We start from the raw sequence: 17893 nt of genomic DNA on the forward strand, positions 1-17893 counted from the left end.
GCTAATAAACCTTTTATGGTGTCAACGTTCTTTCTACGCTCATCAGGTGAGCCTGCTTTTTTGCTTGCCTCAATGCGAGTTATAATATTATTTAGAGCTGATTTTGCTTTACTATAGTCTGAAATAATTTTATTATCCTTCACGAATATTTCATGTAATGCTATGAATAAAGCTGCAAAAACAGATGGAAATGGATTTGTTGTCCTCTTTTCAAAAACAATTTCTCTGAGCTTTTTATTATTGTCGGTTGCGCATATTTTCTTGATTTCATCTATGCAGAATTTAAATTCTTCAGTTATTTTGTTGTCACCATAAATATCTAAAGAAGTCAATATCCGTATATTTTCTTCGCTTCCTTTTTGGTATATATCATCCAATGCATCTTTGGAGCGACTAATAAGGTCTCCTCCAACTATGGATGAAACAATGTCTGCAATACATTGTTCATCCATGCTATCTCGAAGATCGGTTGATCTTAAGATACCTTGCTGCACCCAGAAAACTTCCTCTGCACAAATTTGATACCCATGCTTTGTCATAGGTAAATCAATGCTAATTGATGGCATAAGTGATAAATTCAACACATCGCAAGATACATCACCCCTAATGTCGCATGCTATTTTTCTTACTACTTCAGAAAAAGCGTTTTGCACCCCGGATTGTCGTCTTTCCTGATCGCTCAAACGATGACCATATGTATTAATTCTGTCGAAAACATCATTAATTTGTTCCGGCGTCGCATTACGCATCACCGACAATGGGAGGGCGTAATCTAAAATAGCGCTAACAGCCTTTTGATTAATATAATTTCCTGAGTTTTCCGGTTGAAACCTTCCACTCTCTGCACAAGCTTTAGCGGTGGGAAAGTATTCAAGGTTAAAATGCAATCCATCTAGAGTTGAATAAGATGTCTCAATAAAAGAAACAATTGCATGTAATCGCTGGAGTCCATCAATTATTTCGTATGTTCCAGGTTCGTCCATTTCTGCAATTAATATGGCAGGGATAGGATATTTGTTCAGAATAGATTCAATTAATTTTTGCTTTTCTTCTAGCGTCCAAACGAGCTTTCTTTGGTACCTTCTGTTTACAAATAATTTGTTTTCTATGAACCAATCGCTGAAATTCAAGGAAACGTAGCGAAAGCGGAGTGATGAATTTTAGTCCCCGATAGGCGTAGCGCCGGGCGGGTTTTCGCAGAAAACCTGCAAGGCATCGCGACATGCCGTTAAGTCATGCGAGAGCCGATGTTTCGACCCCTGGTTGGGTCGAAACGAGGTGACGCGGACGCGTCGGGGCCGCCGAAGGCAGTCACCGTGACGGTGGAGTCCTGATTTTCGTCCCATGGATGGGCGAAAATCTTTACGGACGGAAGCCGTCACTCGCCGGTATATATTGACTGTATTGCAGTAGGTTGAGAAGCCAATTCTGCCATGTGGCGCTCCATTAATGTGTTTTATTAAAAAATTACTAAGATGATTAAAGATCAATAAATTATTTAATTCGATTTAATAAATACCTTAATTTCCAACAATAGAAAACAAGATAAAACCCAGATTTCGAATGCATTGCTCTATCGTTGACACCGCATTAAGGCTTCATTATAAGCAAATGACCTATCAATACGCCTGCACCCCAAACTTCAACAACAACCTCGGCAAAATATCGTCCAGATTCAACACGTCTTTATCGGTCAACTCAATCAGATTGAAATTATACTTCTGATAAATCGCGAGTTTTTCCTGTTTTCTAGCTTGGTATTTGGCATCGTTTTCGTAGCCCCAGAATTCGATATACACTTTGCCGGTGGGGATGTAAAAATCGCAGTACATTTCTTCTTCGATCGGTAGTTTGCGTTCGTAGGCGTGGACGATTTCCGCCATGTACAGCCAATTGTCGATCAGCATTTCCGCCTTGGAGCGGACGAAATGGCCGTCGGTGGCGCGGTGGGTGGCTTCGAATTTGTGGCGGAAGCTGTCCATTTTGTCGGTGTCGGTTTTGGGTTTGTCGACGCCCTTGATGTTATCGACGTTGTCTTTCAAGGCCCGGTTGCGGGTGATTTTTTCCGGCCAGCGCACGTAAGGAATGCCGGAGCGGCTGTCTTCGCCTTGCTCTGCACCCATTGCTAGCCCTTGTTCGGTGACCAGCCAGCCTTTCAAGCCTTTTTTGATCCAGCCCAGTTCGGACAGGATGTAATTCATTTTATTGGCCGGGAGCTCGAATTGTTGCCCCAGCACGGTGGCGGTCAGCAGCTTAGCCGCGTCCGGTTTGACTGTGACGGTTGGCAATTGAAAATCCTCGGGCCAGGCGACGTACTGGCCGTATTTGCCGGTCAGATAAACGCCGCCGGCAGCTGTGCCCGAGTCGGTTAACTGCCATTTGTCGTCTTGTTTTTCGATCAGGCCCAGCGCAGTCAACTGCCCGAACATTTGCTCTTGGGACATGCCGCGCAATTTGGCCAATTGGGTGGTGGATAGGCGTTTCTCGTCACTCATCTCTGTAGTTCTCTAGTTAGATCGGACGAAGTGTAGACCAACGATAATCGCTACCGCAAAGAGATTGGCACCGGTTGGTAGACCCAACCTTGGGGAAATTTGTTGGGCTATACCGAGGAAATCGCCACGCAATAAAAAACCCGCGAAGCCTTTAGGGCTTGCGGGTTCTTGGATTTGGTGCCTCAGACCGGAATCGAACCGGTACGACCTTTCGGTCGCGAGATTTTAAGTCTCGTGCGTCTACCTATTTCGCCACCGAGGCTTTCCGAACATGTGTTGGAAGGCCGCGAATTCTAAAGCAATGCCGGGAATTGTCAATCGAAACTTGGCAAGCCCGGGGGGGGCGATGCGGTATCGGCTTAAATCGCTTGTTTGATCCGGGCCAGCGCGTTTTCCAGATTAGCCATGCTGGTGGCAATCGAGATGCGGATATGGCCGGGGCAGCCGAAGGCCGAGCCGGGCACCAGCGCGACGCCGGCTTTTTCGATCAGGTATTCGGCAAATTCCAGGTCGTCGTTGATGCCGTCCAGGCGCGCGATCAGTTTATCGACATTGGGGAACACGTAAAAGGTACCGTCGGTCGCCAGGCATTCGATGCCGTCTATCGTGTTCAATTCGGCGACGACGAAGTCGTGGCGTTTCTTGAACTCGACCATCATGGCGTCGATGCAGCCTTGATCGCCATTCAGCGCGGCTTCGGCGGCGACTTGCGAGATCGAGGTTGGGTTGGAGGTGCTTTGCGATTGAATGATGCACATCGCATCGATTAAGTCGGCCGGGCCGGCGCAATAGCCGATCCGCCAGCCGGTCATCGAATAGGCCTTGGAAACGCCGTTCAAGACGATGGTGCGGTCGTAGAAGCCGGGATGCGCGTTCAGAATGTTAACGAATTCGCCCTTGTTCCAGAGGATGTGTTCGTACATGTCGTCGGTGGCGATCAGTACATCCGGAAAATCGACCAACACGTCGCCCAGTGCTTTCAGTTCGTCCAGACTATAGGCTGCGCCGGTTGGATTGGACGGGCTGTTGATCACCAACAGACGGGTTTTGGCGGTAATCGCCGCGCGCAACTGGGCCGGGGTGATCTTGAAACCTTGCGATTGGCCGGCTTCGATGATGACCGGCACGCCGTCGGCCAGCAGCACCATATCCGGATAGGACACCCAATACGGGGCCGGGATGATGACTTCGTCGCCGGGGTTCAGCAGGGCTTGAGCCAGATTGTAAAAGCTTTGCTTGCCGCCGCAGGACACCAGGATTTGCTTGGGTTCGTAATCCAGACCGTTGTCGCGCTTGAATTTGGCGATCACGGCTTTTTTCAGGCCGGCGGTGCCGTCCACGGCGGTGTATTTGGTAAAGCCCGAGTTGATGGCATTGATGCCGGCGGTTTTAATGTGTTCCGGCGTGTCGAAGTCCGGTTCGCCGGCGCCCAGGCCAATGATGTCTTTTCCGGCGGCGCGCATGGCGGCGGCTCTGGCGGTGATGGCCAGGGTAGGGGACGGTTTGACTGCTTTGACGCGGTCGGACAATGTGATGCTCATGCTTCCTCGGTCGAAATTTACTCAAATGGCCGGCATTATACGGTAATTTGCCGGTTACGCTTGGTTTGGCGCGCTAAAACTGATTATTTTTTGGGGTTAGTCAGTTTGGCGGCCAGTTCGTCGGCATAAGCCAGCAGTTGCGCCAGAATTGCCGGATCGCGCGCGCCGGCAGCGGTCAGGTTGGCGATGCTTGCTTTAAAAGTCTCCAGAGCGCTGGGCCTATCGGGCGTGGATTCCAGCAGACGCCGCCGGCAATGCGCCGACCACAGCGCGCGTTCCTCGGCGGTCAGGCTATCCGGATAGTTGCGAGCCCGGTAGCGAAACAGCATTTCCGGTAAGCGGTTGTCGTCGAAGCCCGGATCGAAGTCGGCCAGTTCAGCCGGCGGTAATTGGCGGATTTGGTTCATCGCGGCTTTGTCGCCGGCACTGAAGAAGCCGCCGCTGTAGATCATCAAGTCCGGGTCGTCGGGGGTGTCGGCATACTCGCGGCGAAATACCGCGCCCAGCTTGTCGGCCAGCGGCGGCGCGGCTTGCAGGTGTTGCAGATGCCTCTGGCAGCGGCCCAAATCCAGTTGCAATCGTTCGGCGTCGGCCGGTCGGATCACCGACAGCGGCGCCAGTACCGGCGCCTTGTTGACGTGCACGGTCTTCAACGGGATGCGTGCCACGCCCTCCGGCAAGTCGTCGCTGGCGACGAACAGCCGTTCGCGGATCTGTTCGGCCGAAAGATCGAGTAAGGGGCCGGGATCGGCGGACAGGTCGTAAACGATGATTTCGTTGGCGTTGACCGGGTGTTGGGCCAGTGCTACGACGACCGCCAGGCAATGGTTGCGGGCCGGAAAACGGGCGGAAACGTGCACCAGCGGCGTGTAACTGCCCAGTTTCAATAGGCCGAGCGCCTGGCTTTTCAGGCGATGTTCGAACAAATAAGCGAACAGCTTGGGCTGGCGGCTTTTGATCAATTTGGCGATCGCGATCGTCGCCTGGACGTCGGCTAGCGCGTCGTGGGCGTCGGCGTGGACTATGTCGTTAGCGCGGGTCAGCTCTTCCAGGCGAAAGCTGGGGACGCCTTCGGCATTGTCCGGCCAGACTATACCGTCCGGGCGTAGCGCGCGGGCGGCGCGGGCGATGTCGATCAAATCCCAGCGCGAATTGCCGTTTTGCCATTCGCGGGCATAGGGATCGTAAAAGTTGCGATACAGCAGATTACGGGTGACTTCGTCGTCGAAACGCAAGGTGTTGTAACCCAGCGCGCAGGTGCCGGGCTGGGAGAGCTGGGCATTGATTCGCGCGGCGAACTCGGCTTCGCTGACGCCGCGCTGGCGGGCCAGTTGTGGGGTAATGCCGGTGATCAAGCAGGCTTCCGGGTGGGGCAGATAGTCGTCCGGCGGCCGGCAATAGACCATCAGCGGCTCGCCGAGGATATTGAAGTCATCATCGGTGCGCAAGCCGGCAAACTGGCAGGGCCAGTCGCGGCGCGGATCGGCGCCGAAGGTTTCGTAATCGTGCCAGAAAAAACTGGGTGTGGTCATGGTGGCTCGGGTGACGGGAAAAATTCCGCAAACTTGCGTTTGCAACGACTAGCCGGCGGATTTTATCTTATAATCGCCGCCTTATTTTTACGCGACCACCATAGGAAACCGTTTATGAAAAAAACCTCGCTATTCGTTTCAGCGGCTCTGATGTTGTTTACCGGCTTGGCGAACGCGCACGGCCCGGTCAGAGCTAAACTGACCGCGACCCTGACCATCGATGCACCGGCTGCAAAAGTTTGGGACTTAATCAAGAACTACAACGACATGTCCTGGCATCCGTCGATTAAAAGCGTCGAAGGCGGCGATAACACCAAAGGTTCGGTTCGCACCTTGCACCTGCAAAGCGGCGGTACCATCAAGGAAGAATTGAAATCCTACGAAGACGCCAAAATGGCCTACAAGTACAAAATCATCGACATGAGCTCGACCGGCACCATCAAACACGCCGGCCAAGACGAGCCGCTGCCGGTGCTGCCGGTCGGCAACTACGCCGCCGAGCTGTCGGTGGCCGATAAAGGCGGCAAGGCTGAAATCGAGTGGGTGGCTACCTACTACCGCGCCTACGTCAACAACAATCCGCCGGCCGAATTGAACGAAGAAGCCGCCGACAAAGCGGTCACCGAAGTCCTGACCACCGGTCTGGAAAACGTTTCGCGCAAACTGACCGGCCACGCCGGCAAGGTCGAAATCGAGATGAAACGCTAAGTTCTTCTCCCAGGATAGAGACGCGCGCTAGCGTCTCTATCGCCTCGGCCGACTCTCGTTCGGTCCATCCGCCGCATTCTCGCCACCATGACTGATTTCCGCAAACCCGTATTGATCGCCATGCTAACGCTCGGCGCTTGGCAAGTCTGGGCCGCGCCGGCCGCGTTCATCACCAATCAACTCGACAATTCGGTGTCGGTGATCGATACCGAGCAGCAGAGCGTCGTCGCCACGGTCAAGGTGGAAGGCAAGCCGGCCGGCGTCGCGGTGAACTCGGCATTGAAGCAGATTTACATCAGCACGCCGGAAGGCGGCGGTTTCGCGGTGCTGGATAGCGAGCGGCTCAAAGTGTTAAGAACCGTGAAAGTCGGCGGCGCTTCGCTGGGTATTACGGCCGACCGCAAGGGCGAACTGGTGTTCGTGGCCGATTGGTACGAGAACTCGGTCGCGGCCTTCGATGCCAAGACCTTCGCGAAGATCAAGACCATTACGGTCGGCAAATCGCCGTCGGGCATGACGGTTAGTCCCGATAACCGTTGGCTGTACGTCGCCAACCGGATCGACGATTCGATTTCTCAAATCGATCTGGTCAAATTGGCGATTCGCAACACCACCAAGGTCGGCGAGCATCCGTTCGGCATCGCGGTGGACGGCAAGGGCAAGCGCCTGTATTCGGCCAATGTCGAGAGCGACGACGTTAGCGTGCTGGACGCCCACAATTTAAAGCGGCTGGCGACGATCAAGGTGGGCTCCCGGCCTTACGCGGTGGCGCTGGCCTTGAACGACAGCCTGCTGTTTGTGACCAATCAGGATGACGGCACGGTCACCGCGGTCGATACCGCGACCTTGAAGCCGGTCGCGGTGATCCCGGTCGGCGACAAACCCGAGGGCATCAGCACCCATCCCAACGATAACCACGTCTACGTTGCCAATTGGTTCGACAACAATGTGTCGGTCATCGACGCCAAGACCTTGAAAGTGGTCAATACCATCGGCACCGGGGAGGGTAGTCGGGCCTTCGGCGAGTTCTTCAGCCGCTGAGCGTCGTATTTCGCGGCCGCTGTGCTAGACTGCGCGCCGCTTAAACCATTTTTGAGAAGGCTATGGCTGAAAACGTTGAAGATTTGACCATCCGTTACGAAGACGGCGGCGTCGAAACCGTGAAGGAATTGGATAAAAAAATATTGAGTAAGGGCGCCTGGGCGACGGTGATCTACCGCTACCAGGATTGGGAGCCGGCCAAAAATCAATATAGCGGGGACCGCTTCAGCATCCGCCGCTATCAAAAGCGCAACGGCGAATATCAGCAAAAGTCCAAATTCAACATTTCCAGCGAAAAACAGGCCTTGGAATTGATCGAAGCCTTGCAAGGCTGGTTGAAACCCTAAGCGGTTTTGGCGCCAGGCTGTATCGCTCTGGCGGTAAAGGCGCCGACGGTTTATTGCCGGTGGCGCCGCATGTTTTTTCAGACGCCTTTCTGTTGCCGCGCGTCGAGCCGTCCGCGTTCTTGGCAAACGTTTAGTGAAAATCCCGCGATTTGGCCGCTAGTGCGCTGATCCAGTCGCTCCAATCTTCCAATTTGCCGGCGATCAAATGCAGCACGCCGTCCTGCTGCTGGACGATGCCGGACACGCCGAGCAAGCGCGCCTTCAGCAAGGGCTTGCGCTGGGCTAGCGCGGTTTTCGGCCAGACGATCAAGTTGACTTGACCGGTTTCGTCTTCCAGGGTCACGAAGGTTACGCCGGCGGCGGTCATCGGCCGTTGCCGGCAAATCACCAGGCCGGCGACCTGGGCGATGCTGCCGTTGCGGCGTTGCCAAAGGCTTTGCGCGGTAATGATACCCTTGGCCTGCAGCCTTTGGCGCAACAAGGCCAGCGGGTGCTCGCGCAGCGTCAGGCCGACGCTGGCGTAGTCGGCGACGGTGTCCTGCACCGGCTGCGGGGTTTTCAGCAACGGCGTGGCTTCGGCGACGCGCGGCACGCCGAACACCGGCAACGCCGCCTCGATGCCGCCCGCCGCCCAAAAAGCCTGATGGCGATTCCCGGCCAGCGCCTTCAGCGCGTCGGCGGCGGCTAGCGCTTCCAGGTCGCGTTTGTCGAGCTTGGCGCGTTCGGCCAGATCGGCGACCGAGTCGAAGGCGCGTTCGGCGCGGGCCGCGGCTATCCGCGCAGCGACACCGGCCGACAAACCCTTGACTTGATTCAAGCCCAGCCTTAACCCGGGCGGCCGAACATCGTGCTCCAAACCGCAATCCCAATCGCTATGCCGCACATCGACGGCCCGCACCTCGACACCGTGGCGGCGGGCGTCCTGCACCAGTTGCGCCGGCGCGTAAAAACCCATCGGCTGGCTGTTGAGCAAGGCGCAGCAAAACGCCGCCGGATGGTGGCATTTCAGCCAGGCCGACACGTAGGCCAGCAAGGCGAAGCTGGCCGAATGGGATTCCGGGAAGCCGTAATCGCCGAAGCCTCTAATCTGTTGAAAGATGCGCTGGGCGAAGTCGTCGCGGTAGCCGCGCGCGCGCATGCCGGCCAGCAGTTTTTGCTCGAAGGGTTCCAGGCCGCCCTTGCGCTTCCAGGCCGCCATCGCCCGCCGCAGTTCGTCAGCCTCGCCGGGGGTAAAGCCGGCGGCGACCATCGCGATTTGCATCACCTGTTCCTGAAAAATCGGGATGCCCAGTGTGCGCTCCAGCACTTGTTGGACTTCCGGGCTGGGGTAGTCGATGGCTTCCAGGCCGTTGCGGCGCGCCAGATACGGATGGACCATTTCGCCCTGGATCGGGCCGGGGCGGACGATGGCGATTTCGATGACTAAGTCGTAGTAATTGGCCGGCTTCAGGCGCGGCAGCATGCTCATCTGCGCCCGCGACTCGACCTGGAACACGCCGATGCTGTCGGCTTGTTGCAGCATCGCGTACACGGCCGGGTCCTCGGCGGGAATGCCGGCCAAGGTCCAGGCGTGGCCGGTGTATTCACTCAGATAAGCCAGTGTCTTGCGGATCGCGCTGAGCATGCCCAGCGCCAGCACGTCCACTTTCAGCAAGCCCATCGCTTCCAGATCGTCTTTTTCCCACTGAATGACGGTCCGGTCGGCCATGGCCGCGTTTTCGACCGGCACCAGCCGGGTCAGTTCGTCGCGGGCGATCACGAAGCCGCCGACGTGCTGCGACAAATGCCTCGGGAAACCTCGGATTTGCTCAACCAGGGCGCTCAACTGCCGGATCACCGGGCTGTCCGGGTCGAAGCCGCTGTCGCGCAAGGCTTCCGGCATCAGTTTATAGCCATCCCAGCGGTCGACGTTGCCGGCCAGCCGGTCGAGCTGGCCGGCGTTCAAACCCAGCGCCTTGCCGACGTCGCGCACCGCGCTACGGCTGCGGTAGGTAATCACCGTCGCGGCCAGCGCGGCGCGCTGGCGGCCGTATTTGCGGTAGATGTATTGGATGACTTCCTCGCGGCGTTCGTGCTCGAAATCAACATCAATGTCCGGCGGCTCGTTGCGCTCGCGCGATAAAAAGCGTTCGAACAGAAGATTCATGCGTCCCGGATCGACCTCGGTAATCCCCAGGCAATAACACACCGCCGAATTGGCCGCCGAGCCGCGGCCTTGACACAGAATATTCCGGCTTTTGGCGAAGGCGACGATGTCGTGGACAGTCAAAAAGTAGGGCTCGTAGGCGAGATCGGCGATTAAGGCCAACTCGTGTTCGACTTGATGTCTGACCTTGGCCGGCTCGCCGTTCGGCCAGCGTCGTTGCAAGCCGGTTTCGGTCAACTGCCGCAGCCACGAGGCCGGCGTGTGGCCGTCCGGCACCAGTTCGCGGGGGTATTCGTAGCGCAGCTCGTCCAGCGAGAAGCGGCAGCGCTTGGCGAGTTTGACGGTTTCATCCAGCCAGGCTTGCGGATAAATCTCGGCCAGTCGCTGCATCGGCCGCAGATGGCGTTCGCCGTTCGCAAACAACGCGTAGCCCAGTTCGGACAATGGCCGGCACAAGCGAATGGCAGTCAAGGTATCCTGTAAACATTGGCGGGAACGGCGGTGCATGTGCACGTCGTTGCAGGCGACGATGGCGATATTCAGTTGTTGGCCCAGGATTTCGGCGGCGGCGATCCAGTCTCGGTCGCGGCCGGATAGAAACAGCCCGGCGCCCAGCCAGAGATCGGCGCCGAACAGGTGTTGCAGCCAATGGCCGTCGGCGGCTTGCGGATTTGCCAAGTCCGGCAGCCAGATCGCCAGACACTGCGCCGGAAAGTGTTGCTGCAAATCGGCGCGGCTCAACCGGTAGCTGCCCTTATCGGCCTGGCGGCGGGCGATGCTGATCAGATGCGACAGGTTGCCGTAGCCGGTGCGGTCGGTCGCCAACAGCAGCAGTTTCAAGCCGTCGTCCAGCCGAAATTCGCTGCCGACGATCAAGTCGATATGGTGCTTTTTGGCGGCCAGATGGGCGCGGACGCTGCCGGCCAGCGAGCATTCGTCGGTCAAGGCCAGGGCGCGGTAACCCAGGCGGGCGGCTGCGGCGACCAATTCTTCCGGATGCGAGGCGCCGCGCAAAAAGCTGAAATTGGATAAACAATGCAGCTCGGCGAAGGCCGGCGTTTCAGCCGAACAAGCCATGGCAATACCAGCCGCCGCCCGGCTTCAGATCGCGGAACACCCACAATTTGCGGCCGGCGCGGTCGTGGGCGATGCGGTAGTCGCGGCGGACCGGCGCGCCGTCCCACCAGCCCGATGCGATGCGTTCGCCGTCCGCCGCGAAACGCAGCTCGGCCGGTTTCAGAGGCTTAGGGCTAGTCAACAGCCACAGCGGGCGCGGCGGCAGCGCGGTTGCCACGGCTTCTAAATCAAGACCTAGGCTGCCAGCCCGTTCCGGCCTATGCTCGGCGGCGGCAAGCGGATATTGCAAGGCTTGATGGCCGAGCCGGCTTTGCAACTGCTCCAGCGCGCTCTGCCAGTCCTGTTCGCGGGTTTCGTCGTCGAACAAGCTGAAGCTGCGCGGCTGAAACGGCACGATGGCTTCGCTGAGTAATTTGACCGCCAACACCGGCGCCGGCAGCGGCATGCGTTCCAGTTTTTCCCGCAGCAAGCGGCCGCAATGCAGTGGGTCGCGGCTGGCTTGGCGCAAGCTCAAATCGATAACGGTGGGCGGACGCCGGTAATGCAGCAGGCGCAGCTCGACGGCCTGAACGGCGGCGTCGCGGCGGCGCAGAAAATCGCCCAAATCGGCCAGCAACTGTTCGACGGCCGGGAAGAAATGCTCGAGTTTTTCCAGTTCGGCCGGCAGTTCGCGGCCGGCGGCGAAACGCGGCGGGCGGTGAAATTGCCGGGGCAGACGCGAGTCGTGGCCGGCCAGCGCGTCCAACCGCTTGATCAGTTCGGGGCCGTAACGCCGGGCCAGTCCATCGCGCGGCAAGCGCCAGACATCGGCCAGGGTTTGCGCGCCGGTGCGTGACAAACGCTGCAACACGTTGGCATTCAGGCCACTAGCCGCCAGCGGCAACGGCCCGAGCAGCGAACGCAACTTTTCCAGCTGCTGCACGACCGTTTCCAACCCCAACCGCGCCAGCACTTCGGCGGCGGCCGGCGACGGCGCCAAGGCCAGGCAGGCGGCATAGCCGGTGTTGGCTAGCGCTTGGCGCAGTTGTTCGCGCAACGAATCGACACCGCCGAACAAAGTCAGGCAGGCGCCGACTTCCAGCAGCAAGGCGTGCGGTCGGTCGTGGCTGACCCACGGGCTGAAAGTCAGCGCGGCGTCGGCCAGAAGCTCCAGTGCGATGTGTTCCAGTTGCGGGTCGCGGTGTTGGATGCGCAAGTTCGGACACAGCGCTAACGCGGCGGCCGGCGTCATGCCGCACTCGACGCCGGTTTGCCTGGCCGGTAGGGAAACCGCGTACAGCGTGGGCCGGCCTTTGACGCTTTCCTGCAATGCGCAAGCTTGGCTTAAATCCAGGCCGGCGGCGGTCAAGGCCAAGTCCGGGAAATAGGCGCACAGCCAAAGTTTGGGCCGGTGGACGGCGATAGCCGTTTCGGCCTGTGGAGGTGGCGACGGCCTGGGAGTAAGGGCGCGGGCGGTGGCGGCCATCACAACGCCAGCCATAGATTCAGTTGGCTCAGACTGCCGCGCGCCTTGCGTATCCGCAGTCGCAAACCGGCGTTTTCGCGCTGCAAGGTCATCTGTAATGCCGCATGGCCGGCTTGTGCGGCGTGGCCGACCGCAAACAGCACCGCCAGCGCGTTGCCGGCCTCGGCGGCTAATTGCAAGCGGCGGGTTTGGTGAGCGGCCAACGGTCGCTGGGGCCAAGCCAGGGCCATGCCGCAGCCACCGCTACGCAGCAGGACTTCCAAGGCCCACGGCAGATCGGCGGCTTCCGGGCAGGCAACGACCAGCAATTGCCCGAGATCGAGACCGGCTTGCTGCAAGCCCGGCGCGTAGGGTTGATAGGGCGGCGCCAGCCAGACGAGGCGCCGGCCTTGCCGGCTCAGCGCGGCCATCGCCGGCAACAACAGCGGCAGTTCGCCGATGCCGACGTTGGGCAATTCCAGGCTGATCAATGCCGCGCTCGGCCAGCCGCCGCCGGGCAGCAGCGCATCGAGTTCGGCAAAGCCGCTGGCGATGCCGCCGCTGGCCGAGTCGGTTTGCAAGCCGCGCCAGACTCCGTTTTGCTCGCGCAGCAGTTGTTCCAGCGCCGGCTTCATGGCAAATCGCGGCGGATTACGCCGACCACGATGCCTTCGATGGCGAGCGTTTCGCTTTGCAGGTCGATTTCCATCACCGCGAAGTCGGGATTGGCCGGTTCCAAAAAGGCTTTATTGTCGTCCAGGCGCAAACGTTTGACGGTGGCTTCGTCGCCGATGCGGGCGACGACGATTTGGCCGCTGTCGGCGTGCGACGTGCGGCGTACCGCCAGTAAATCGCCGTCCAGAATGCCGGCGTCGCGCATGCTCATGCCGTGTACCCGCAACAGGTAATCGGCGCGGCCGCGAAACAGTTCCGGACCGAGCCGGCAATAGTCTTCGATATGTTCCTCGGCCAGTATCGGTTTGCCGGCGGCGACCCGGCCGACCAGCGGCAAGCCGGTTTCGGTTGCCGGCTTCAGCAAGCGAATGCCGCGCGACGCCGACGGCACCAGTTCGATCGCGCCCTTGCGCGCCAGGGCCTGCAAGTGGCCGCGGATGCTGTTGGTCGAGCGCACGCCGAACGCGGCGGCAATCTCGGCGATGGTCGGCGGAAAGCCGTCCTCGCCGATACGGCGCTCGATGAAGTCGAGGATGGTTTGTTGGCGGTCGGTTAAGGATTTCATGCTGTTTTTATAGACACTGCTTTTATAAGCAGTATAGTGGTTTTTTATCAGCGGATTCAAGCCGGCTAAAGTCGAGCTGGTTTTGTCGATGTGTTTCGGCCGCCGGTTTTAAACTTAATATGGTTGGGGAAATAAGCGCTAAAGACTAAGCTTATGAAAACCGGCCCGTCGCCGTTATTTTTTCCAACCGTTTTATTGCATGTTTTGTCCGAATAGAAGCCAAAGAAGCCGTACCCTGTTAATGCTGCGCTATTTGGCGATTTTATTGGTCTTGCAAATTGGCGTCGCGTTGGCGCCGTTGCCGGACGGCTGGAAGGGAATCGCCAATTACGCGCCGCTGCACACGGTGTTGGAAACCTTGTCCATCGTCGTTTCGGCGCTGGTCTTCGCGGTCGGCTGGAGCGTTTACCAGCGCGAGCGCTCCGGCAATTTGATGTTGCTGGCCTGTTGTTTCGCCGGCGTCGCGCTGTTGGACCTGTTGCATACCTTGTCGTATCAGGGCATGCCCGATTTTGTGACGCCGAGCGATCCGCAAAAGGCGATCGATTTTTGGCTGGCGGCGCGCGGCTTGGCCGCGCTGGCTTTATGTTCGGTCACGGTACTGCCGAATTGGGACTTGCAACGAACCAACGGGCGTTGGTGGATGTTGGCCGGCGTGCTCGCCGCGGTGGCCGGCGCGGCCTGGGTGGTGGTGTTCCACGCCGCCTGGATACCGGACACCTTTGTGCCGGGCGTCGGCCTGACCGCGTTTAAGCGAATCAGCGAATACGCTTTGATAGCGGTTTATCTGGCGCTGGCTTTGGGTTTATACCTGCGCGGCCTGTATCCGCGGAGTTACGACGTGCTGGGTTTGGCTGGCGCGGCCATGGTGATGGCGCTCAGCGAAATTTTCTTCACGCTGTACGCCGACGTGACCGATGTCTTCAATTTATTTGGCCACCTCTATAAAGCCGTCGCCTACGGCATGATTTATCGCGCGGTTTTCATGAATTGCGTTGAAATTCCCTACGATCGCCTTTATCAGTCCAAGCAAGCCCTGGCGGCTAGCGAGGCCAAGTTTCACGCCATCATCGATGCATCGCCGATCGCGTATTTGTTGTACGACGGCCGGAGCCACGTCCCTTACTTGAATCCGGCTTTTGTCGAAACCTTCGGGTATAACCGGACCGATTTGCCGGAATGGGACGATTGGTGGCGGAAGGCGTTTCCGGATGCAGAATACCGGCGGACGGTCCGGTGCGATTGGGAAGAGCGCGCGCGGTCGGTTCTGAACGGCGGTCACGGATTTCCGTCGATGGAGTTGGATGTCGTCTGCAAAAACGGCGATAAAAAAATCGTGTTAGTCAATTTGGTGGCATTAAGCGCGGATTTGGCCGGCCATCAGGTCGTCATATTGTCCGACATCACCGAGCGGATGCGGGCGCTCGACGTGATCTGGAAACAAGCTCATTTGGACCCGTTGACCGAATTGCCCAACCGCAGTCTGTTTTTGAGCAAATTGGCGCAGGAGTCGGCGGCGGCCGCTAAATCGGGTTTGCGGATGGCCTTGCTGTTTATCGATTTGGACCGGTTTAAGGACGTCAACGACACGCTGGGACATTTCATGGGCGACATTTTGTTGCGGGAAGCCGCGCAACGCCTGCGCCGAGCCTTGCCCGAGGCATTAACCCTATCCCGGCTCGGCGGCGACGAATTTACCGTGATCGTTGGCGATTTACAGGATAAAAGCGAGGTCGAGGCTATCGCCGGAATCGTGTTGCGCGGTTTGGCCGAGCCGTTTCGCTTGGGCGACGACACCGTATATTTATCGGCCAGCATCGGTATCGCATTCTATCCGGACGATGCCAGACAAAGCGACCAGCTATTGAAGAATGCCGACCAGGCGCTTTACGAAGCCAAAAAACGCGGCCGAGACCGTTTCAGTTATTTCACCAGCGAGCTGCAGCAGCGCGCCCAGATCCGTCTGCGGTTATTAAGCGAATTGCACGCGGCGTTGCGGAAGAATCAATTCGAGGTTTACTACCAGCCTATCGTCGATATGGCGACGTTGAAAGTCGTCAAGGCCGAAGCGTTGCTGCGTTGGCGCCATCCGGCGCTGGGAATGGTCAGCCCGGCCGAATTTATTCCGCTAGCCGAGGAAACCGGCTTGATCGTGGATATTGGAGAATGGGTGTTCGACACCGTGTTGCAACAAGCGGCGATCTGGCGAAGGCTTTACGATCCCGAGTTTCAAGTCAGCATCAACAAATCGCCGGTTCAGTTTCTCAGCGCCCGCTACGATTACAAGCGTTGGCCGGAAGATTTAGCGCGGATGGGTATCAGCGGCGCGGCGATGGTCGTCGAAATCACCGAGGGTTTGCTGCTCGATGCCAACGATATCGTTCGCGAACAGTTGCAAGCGTTTCATGCCGCCGGCATTCAGGTGGCCTTGGACGATTTCGGTACCGGCTATTCGTCGCTGACTTATTTGAAGAAATTCGACATCGACTATATCAAGATCGACCAAGCCTTCGTCCAAAACTTGCCCGTGAACGCCAGCGATATGGCGGTTTGCGAGGCCATCGTCGCGATGGCGCATAAACTGGGGATTTTGGTGGTCGCCGAGGGCATAGAAACCGAGGAACAACTGTCGCTGTTGCAAAAAATCGCTTGCGATTTCGGCCAGGGTTACCATTTCGCCAAACCGATGCCGGCCGACGATCTGACAGCCTTATTCAAAGCGACTTTGGCTGGCCGCGCGGCGCGAGAGGTGCCCTCGCATCAGGGTTTGTAAGCGGCGGCAACGCAAATCGGCATGATGCGACGCTCGCCTAACTTGCCGGGTCCGGTTCAACGGGGCGGACATGGCGGCTGACGCGATTGCGGCCGTTGGCCTTGGACGCGTACAGCGCGCTGTCGGCGGCCTCGATCAATTCGGTGCCGGATAGGGCGTCGTCCGGGTAGCTGGCAACGCCGAACGAGGCGGTCAGCGAAATCGGCGTGCTTTTCCAGGCTACCCGTTGTTCGGCCAGCGATTGCCTCAGGCATTCGGCGCGCTGGCAGGCTACTTCGATGGGCGTGTCCGGCATCAACAGTAAGAATTCTTCGCCGCCGTAACGGCAAACGATGTCGCTGGCCCTGGCATGTTGCCGCATCAGATCAGCCAGATGCGTCAACGCGGCGTCACCGCCCAGATGACCGTAACGATCGTTGACCGATTTGAAAAAATCCAGATCGGCAATCACCGCGCTGATCGGATAGCCGTGCCGGGCGGCCCGCGCGATTTCCCGGTCCAGGTTTTCGGCTAAAAACAAACGGTTGTAAAGCCCGGTCAGACCATCGTGCAAGGCTTGGTCGCGGAGCCGGGTCTGCAAGGCCTCGATTTCCCGTTCCGCCGCGAGCCGCTCGGTAATATCGGCCCAAACCCCGATCAGCGCCGGGCGGCCGCCGATGTCCAACGGTGCCTTCCCCGACACTTCGACAGTGATGATTTCGCCATCCTTGCGCCGCGCGCGCGTGGTAAAGGTAATTTGCTGAAACTCGCCGGCCAGCGCGCGGCGGATCACGTCCAAAACCAGCGGCAAATCGTCCGCCGGGGTAATGTCGGCCGGACCCAGTTCCAGGATTTCCTCGACGCTGTAGCCCAGAATTTCGGCGAATTTCGGGTTGGCGTAGTGAAAGCGTTGGTCGATCGTCATCGAAATGCCGACCAGGGATTGGTCGAGAACGCAGTGAAATTTTTGCTCCGCTTCGCTCAGCGCCCGGTTGACGGCTCGATTTTCCGCCAACGCCGCTTCCAGTTCCTGAGTGCGGCGATGCACTAGGTCTTCCAGCATCACCGTGGCTTGGACTTGGTCGAAGTAGGAGCTGCCCAAATCGCCGCTATGTTCGACCCGGTCCATCAGGACCTGGACGACCTTGTTCAAGCGGGCGATTTCGGCCTGCAGGGCGGCGAGGCTGGGACTGGTGCTGGAATCATTCATCTGCGGATGCCGTTGCCGGGGCGCCGATCCCGACGGCCGCGAAGGTTTGGTTGATGTGGATGCCGCGAAATTGTTCGCCGTAGGTGTGAAAGCCGACTACGCGGTTGTCGAGCATCAAGCGGCTTAGCTCCGAAAGTTGGCCGGCGGCAGCGGCTTCCAGTTTTCGCAGGACGCAATCGCAGCCTAGCGTGACCAGCGGCTGGCCGATGGTTTGCCGAACCCGGTCGAATGCCTCGGACAGATTCGCCAGCATGGCTTCGCCGTGAGCGATGCGCAATACCAGGCCTTCCTCGATCGCGCAGTAGAAGGTCAAACTGCCGTCCGGATTGGCGCGCTGCAAGCCGCGCACGTAATAGCTGC

Annotated in this window: 14 protein-coding genes and 1 tRNA gene; 4 read left to right on the plus strand and 11 right to left on the minus strand. The window is 58.3% G+C overall.

Annotated features, from left to right (window positions below):
* The 5 genes from AC3B8H_RS09050 to sbcB all read right to left on the minus strand — a co-directional run.
* Positions 1 to 1130, minus strand: a 1130-nt coding sequence (locus tag AC3B8H_RS09050) for a DUF262 domain-containing protein (protein ID WP_488441263.1), incomplete at its 3' end; no start/stop codon positions are given.
* Positions 1131 to 1619: 489 nt separating this feature from the next.
* A complete protein-coding gene (locus AC3B8H_RS09055) occupies positions 1620 to 2495 on the minus strand; it encodes a glycerol kinase (RefSeq protein ID WP_488441264.1) in 876 nt (291 codons plus the stop codon).
* A gap of 175 nt (positions 2496 to 2670) precedes the next feature.
* Positions 2671 to 2757 (minus strand) — tRNA-Leu (locus tag AC3B8H_RS09060).
* A gap of 97 nt (positions 2758 to 2854) precedes the next feature.
* Positions 2855 to 4036, minus strand: a complete 1182-nt coding sequence (locus AC3B8H_RS09065; RefSeq protein WP_488441265.1) for a pyridoxal phosphate-dependent aminotransferase — start codon at positions 4034 to 4036, stop codon at positions 2855 to 2857.
* 83 nt (positions 4037 to 4119) lie between these two features.
* On the minus strand, positions 4120 to 5568 hold the full coding sequence (sbcB, locus tag AC3B8H_RS09070; RefSeq protein WP_488441266.1) for an exodeoxyribonuclease I: 1449 nt from the start codon (positions 5566 to 5568) through the stop codon (positions 4120 to 4122).
* Positions 5569 to 5682: 114 nt separating this feature from the next.
* On the opposite strand from sbcB, the gene AC3B8H_RS09075 reads away from it, so the two are divergent.
* The 3 genes from AC3B8H_RS09075 (at position 5683) to AC3B8H_RS09085 (ending at position 7664) form a co-directional block, all read left to right on the plus strand.
* Positions 5683 to 6276 (plus strand): SRPBCC family protein, encoded by a 594-nt coding sequence (locus tag AC3B8H_RS09075; RefSeq protein WP_488441267.1) that lies wholly within the window; start codon positions 5683 to 5685, stop codon positions 6274 to 6276.
* Positions 6277 to 6363: 87 nt separating this feature from the next.
* Entirely contained in the window at positions 6364 to 7317 is a 954-nt protein-coding gene (locus AC3B8H_RS09080; RefSeq protein ID WP_488441268.1) for a YncE family protein, read from the plus strand.
* A gap of 62 nt (positions 7318 to 7379) precedes the next feature.
* Complete coding sequence (locus tag AC3B8H_RS09085) at positions 7380 to 7664, plus strand: hypothetical protein (protein ID WP_488441269.1); 285 nt, start codon at positions 7380 to 7382, stop codon at positions 7662 to 7664.
* 130 nt (positions 7665 to 7794) lie between these two features.
* On the opposite strand, the gene AC3B8H_RS09090 is transcribed toward AC3B8H_RS09085, so the two are convergent.
* Genes AC3B8H_RS09090 through lexA form a run of 4 tightly spaced genes read right to left on the minus strand, consistent with a single transcriptional unit; the run spans position 7795 to position 13571 of the window.
* The gene (locus AC3B8H_RS09090) at positions 7795 to 10887 is read right to left on the minus strand and encodes an error-prone DNA polymerase (RefSeq protein ID WP_488441270.1); all 3093 of its coding nucleotides are present in this window, start codon (positions 10885 to 10887) and stop codon (positions 7795 to 7797) included.
* Entirely contained in the window at positions 10871 to 12367 is a 1497-nt protein-coding gene (locus AC3B8H_RS09095; RefSeq protein WP_488441271.1) for a Y-family DNA polymerase, read from the minus strand. Before AC3B8H_RS09095 ends, AC3B8H_RS09090 begins: the two co-directional genes overlap by 17 nt.
* Positions 12352 to 12966, minus strand: coding sequence for a translesion DNA synthesis-associated protein ImuA (gene imuA, locus AC3B8H_RS09100; protein WP_488441272.1), 615 nt, complete (start codon positions 12964 to 12966; stop codon positions 12352 to 12354). The genes AC3B8H_RS09095 and imuA overlap by 16 nt, the downstream gene beginning before the upstream one ends.
* Positions 12963 to 13571 carry a transcriptional repressor LexA gene (lexA, locus tag AC3B8H_RS09105; protein ID WP_488441273.1) on the minus strand — a complete coding sequence of 203 codons (609 nt, stop codon included), beginning with the start codon at positions 13569 to 13571 and terminating at the stop codon, positions 12963 to 12965. The genes imuA and lexA overlap by 4 nt, the downstream gene beginning before the upstream one ends.
* A 241-nt stretch (positions 13572 to 13812) precedes the next feature.
* Here lexA and AC3B8H_RS09110 point away from each other — a divergent pair, with 241 nt between their 5' ends.
* Positions 13813 to 16344: a bifunctional diguanylate cyclase/phosphodiesterase gene (locus tag AC3B8H_RS09110; RefSeq protein WP_488441274.1), complete on the plus strand. Its 2532-nt coding sequence runs from the start codon at positions 13813 to 13815 to the stop codon at positions 16342 to 16344.
* Positions 16345 to 16381: 37 nt separating this feature from the next.
* Here AC3B8H_RS09110 and AC3B8H_RS09115 read toward each other — a convergent pair whose 3' ends face one another.
* Both AC3B8H_RS09115 and AC3B8H_RS09120 read right to left on the minus strand, forming a co-directional pair.
* A complete protein-coding gene (locus AC3B8H_RS09115) occupies positions 16382 to 17533 on the minus strand; it encodes a GGDEF domain-containing protein (RefSeq protein WP_488441275.1) in 1152 nt (383 codons plus the stop codon).
* Positions 17526 to 17893 (minus strand): FIST C-terminal domain-containing protein (locus tag AC3B8H_RS09120; protein ID WP_488441276.1); only part of this gene is annotated, 368 nt, incomplete at its 5' end. The genes AC3B8H_RS09120 and AC3B8H_RS09115, both read right to left, overlap by 8 nt.

Source organism: Methylomonas sp. BG-2, assembly GCF_057766305.1.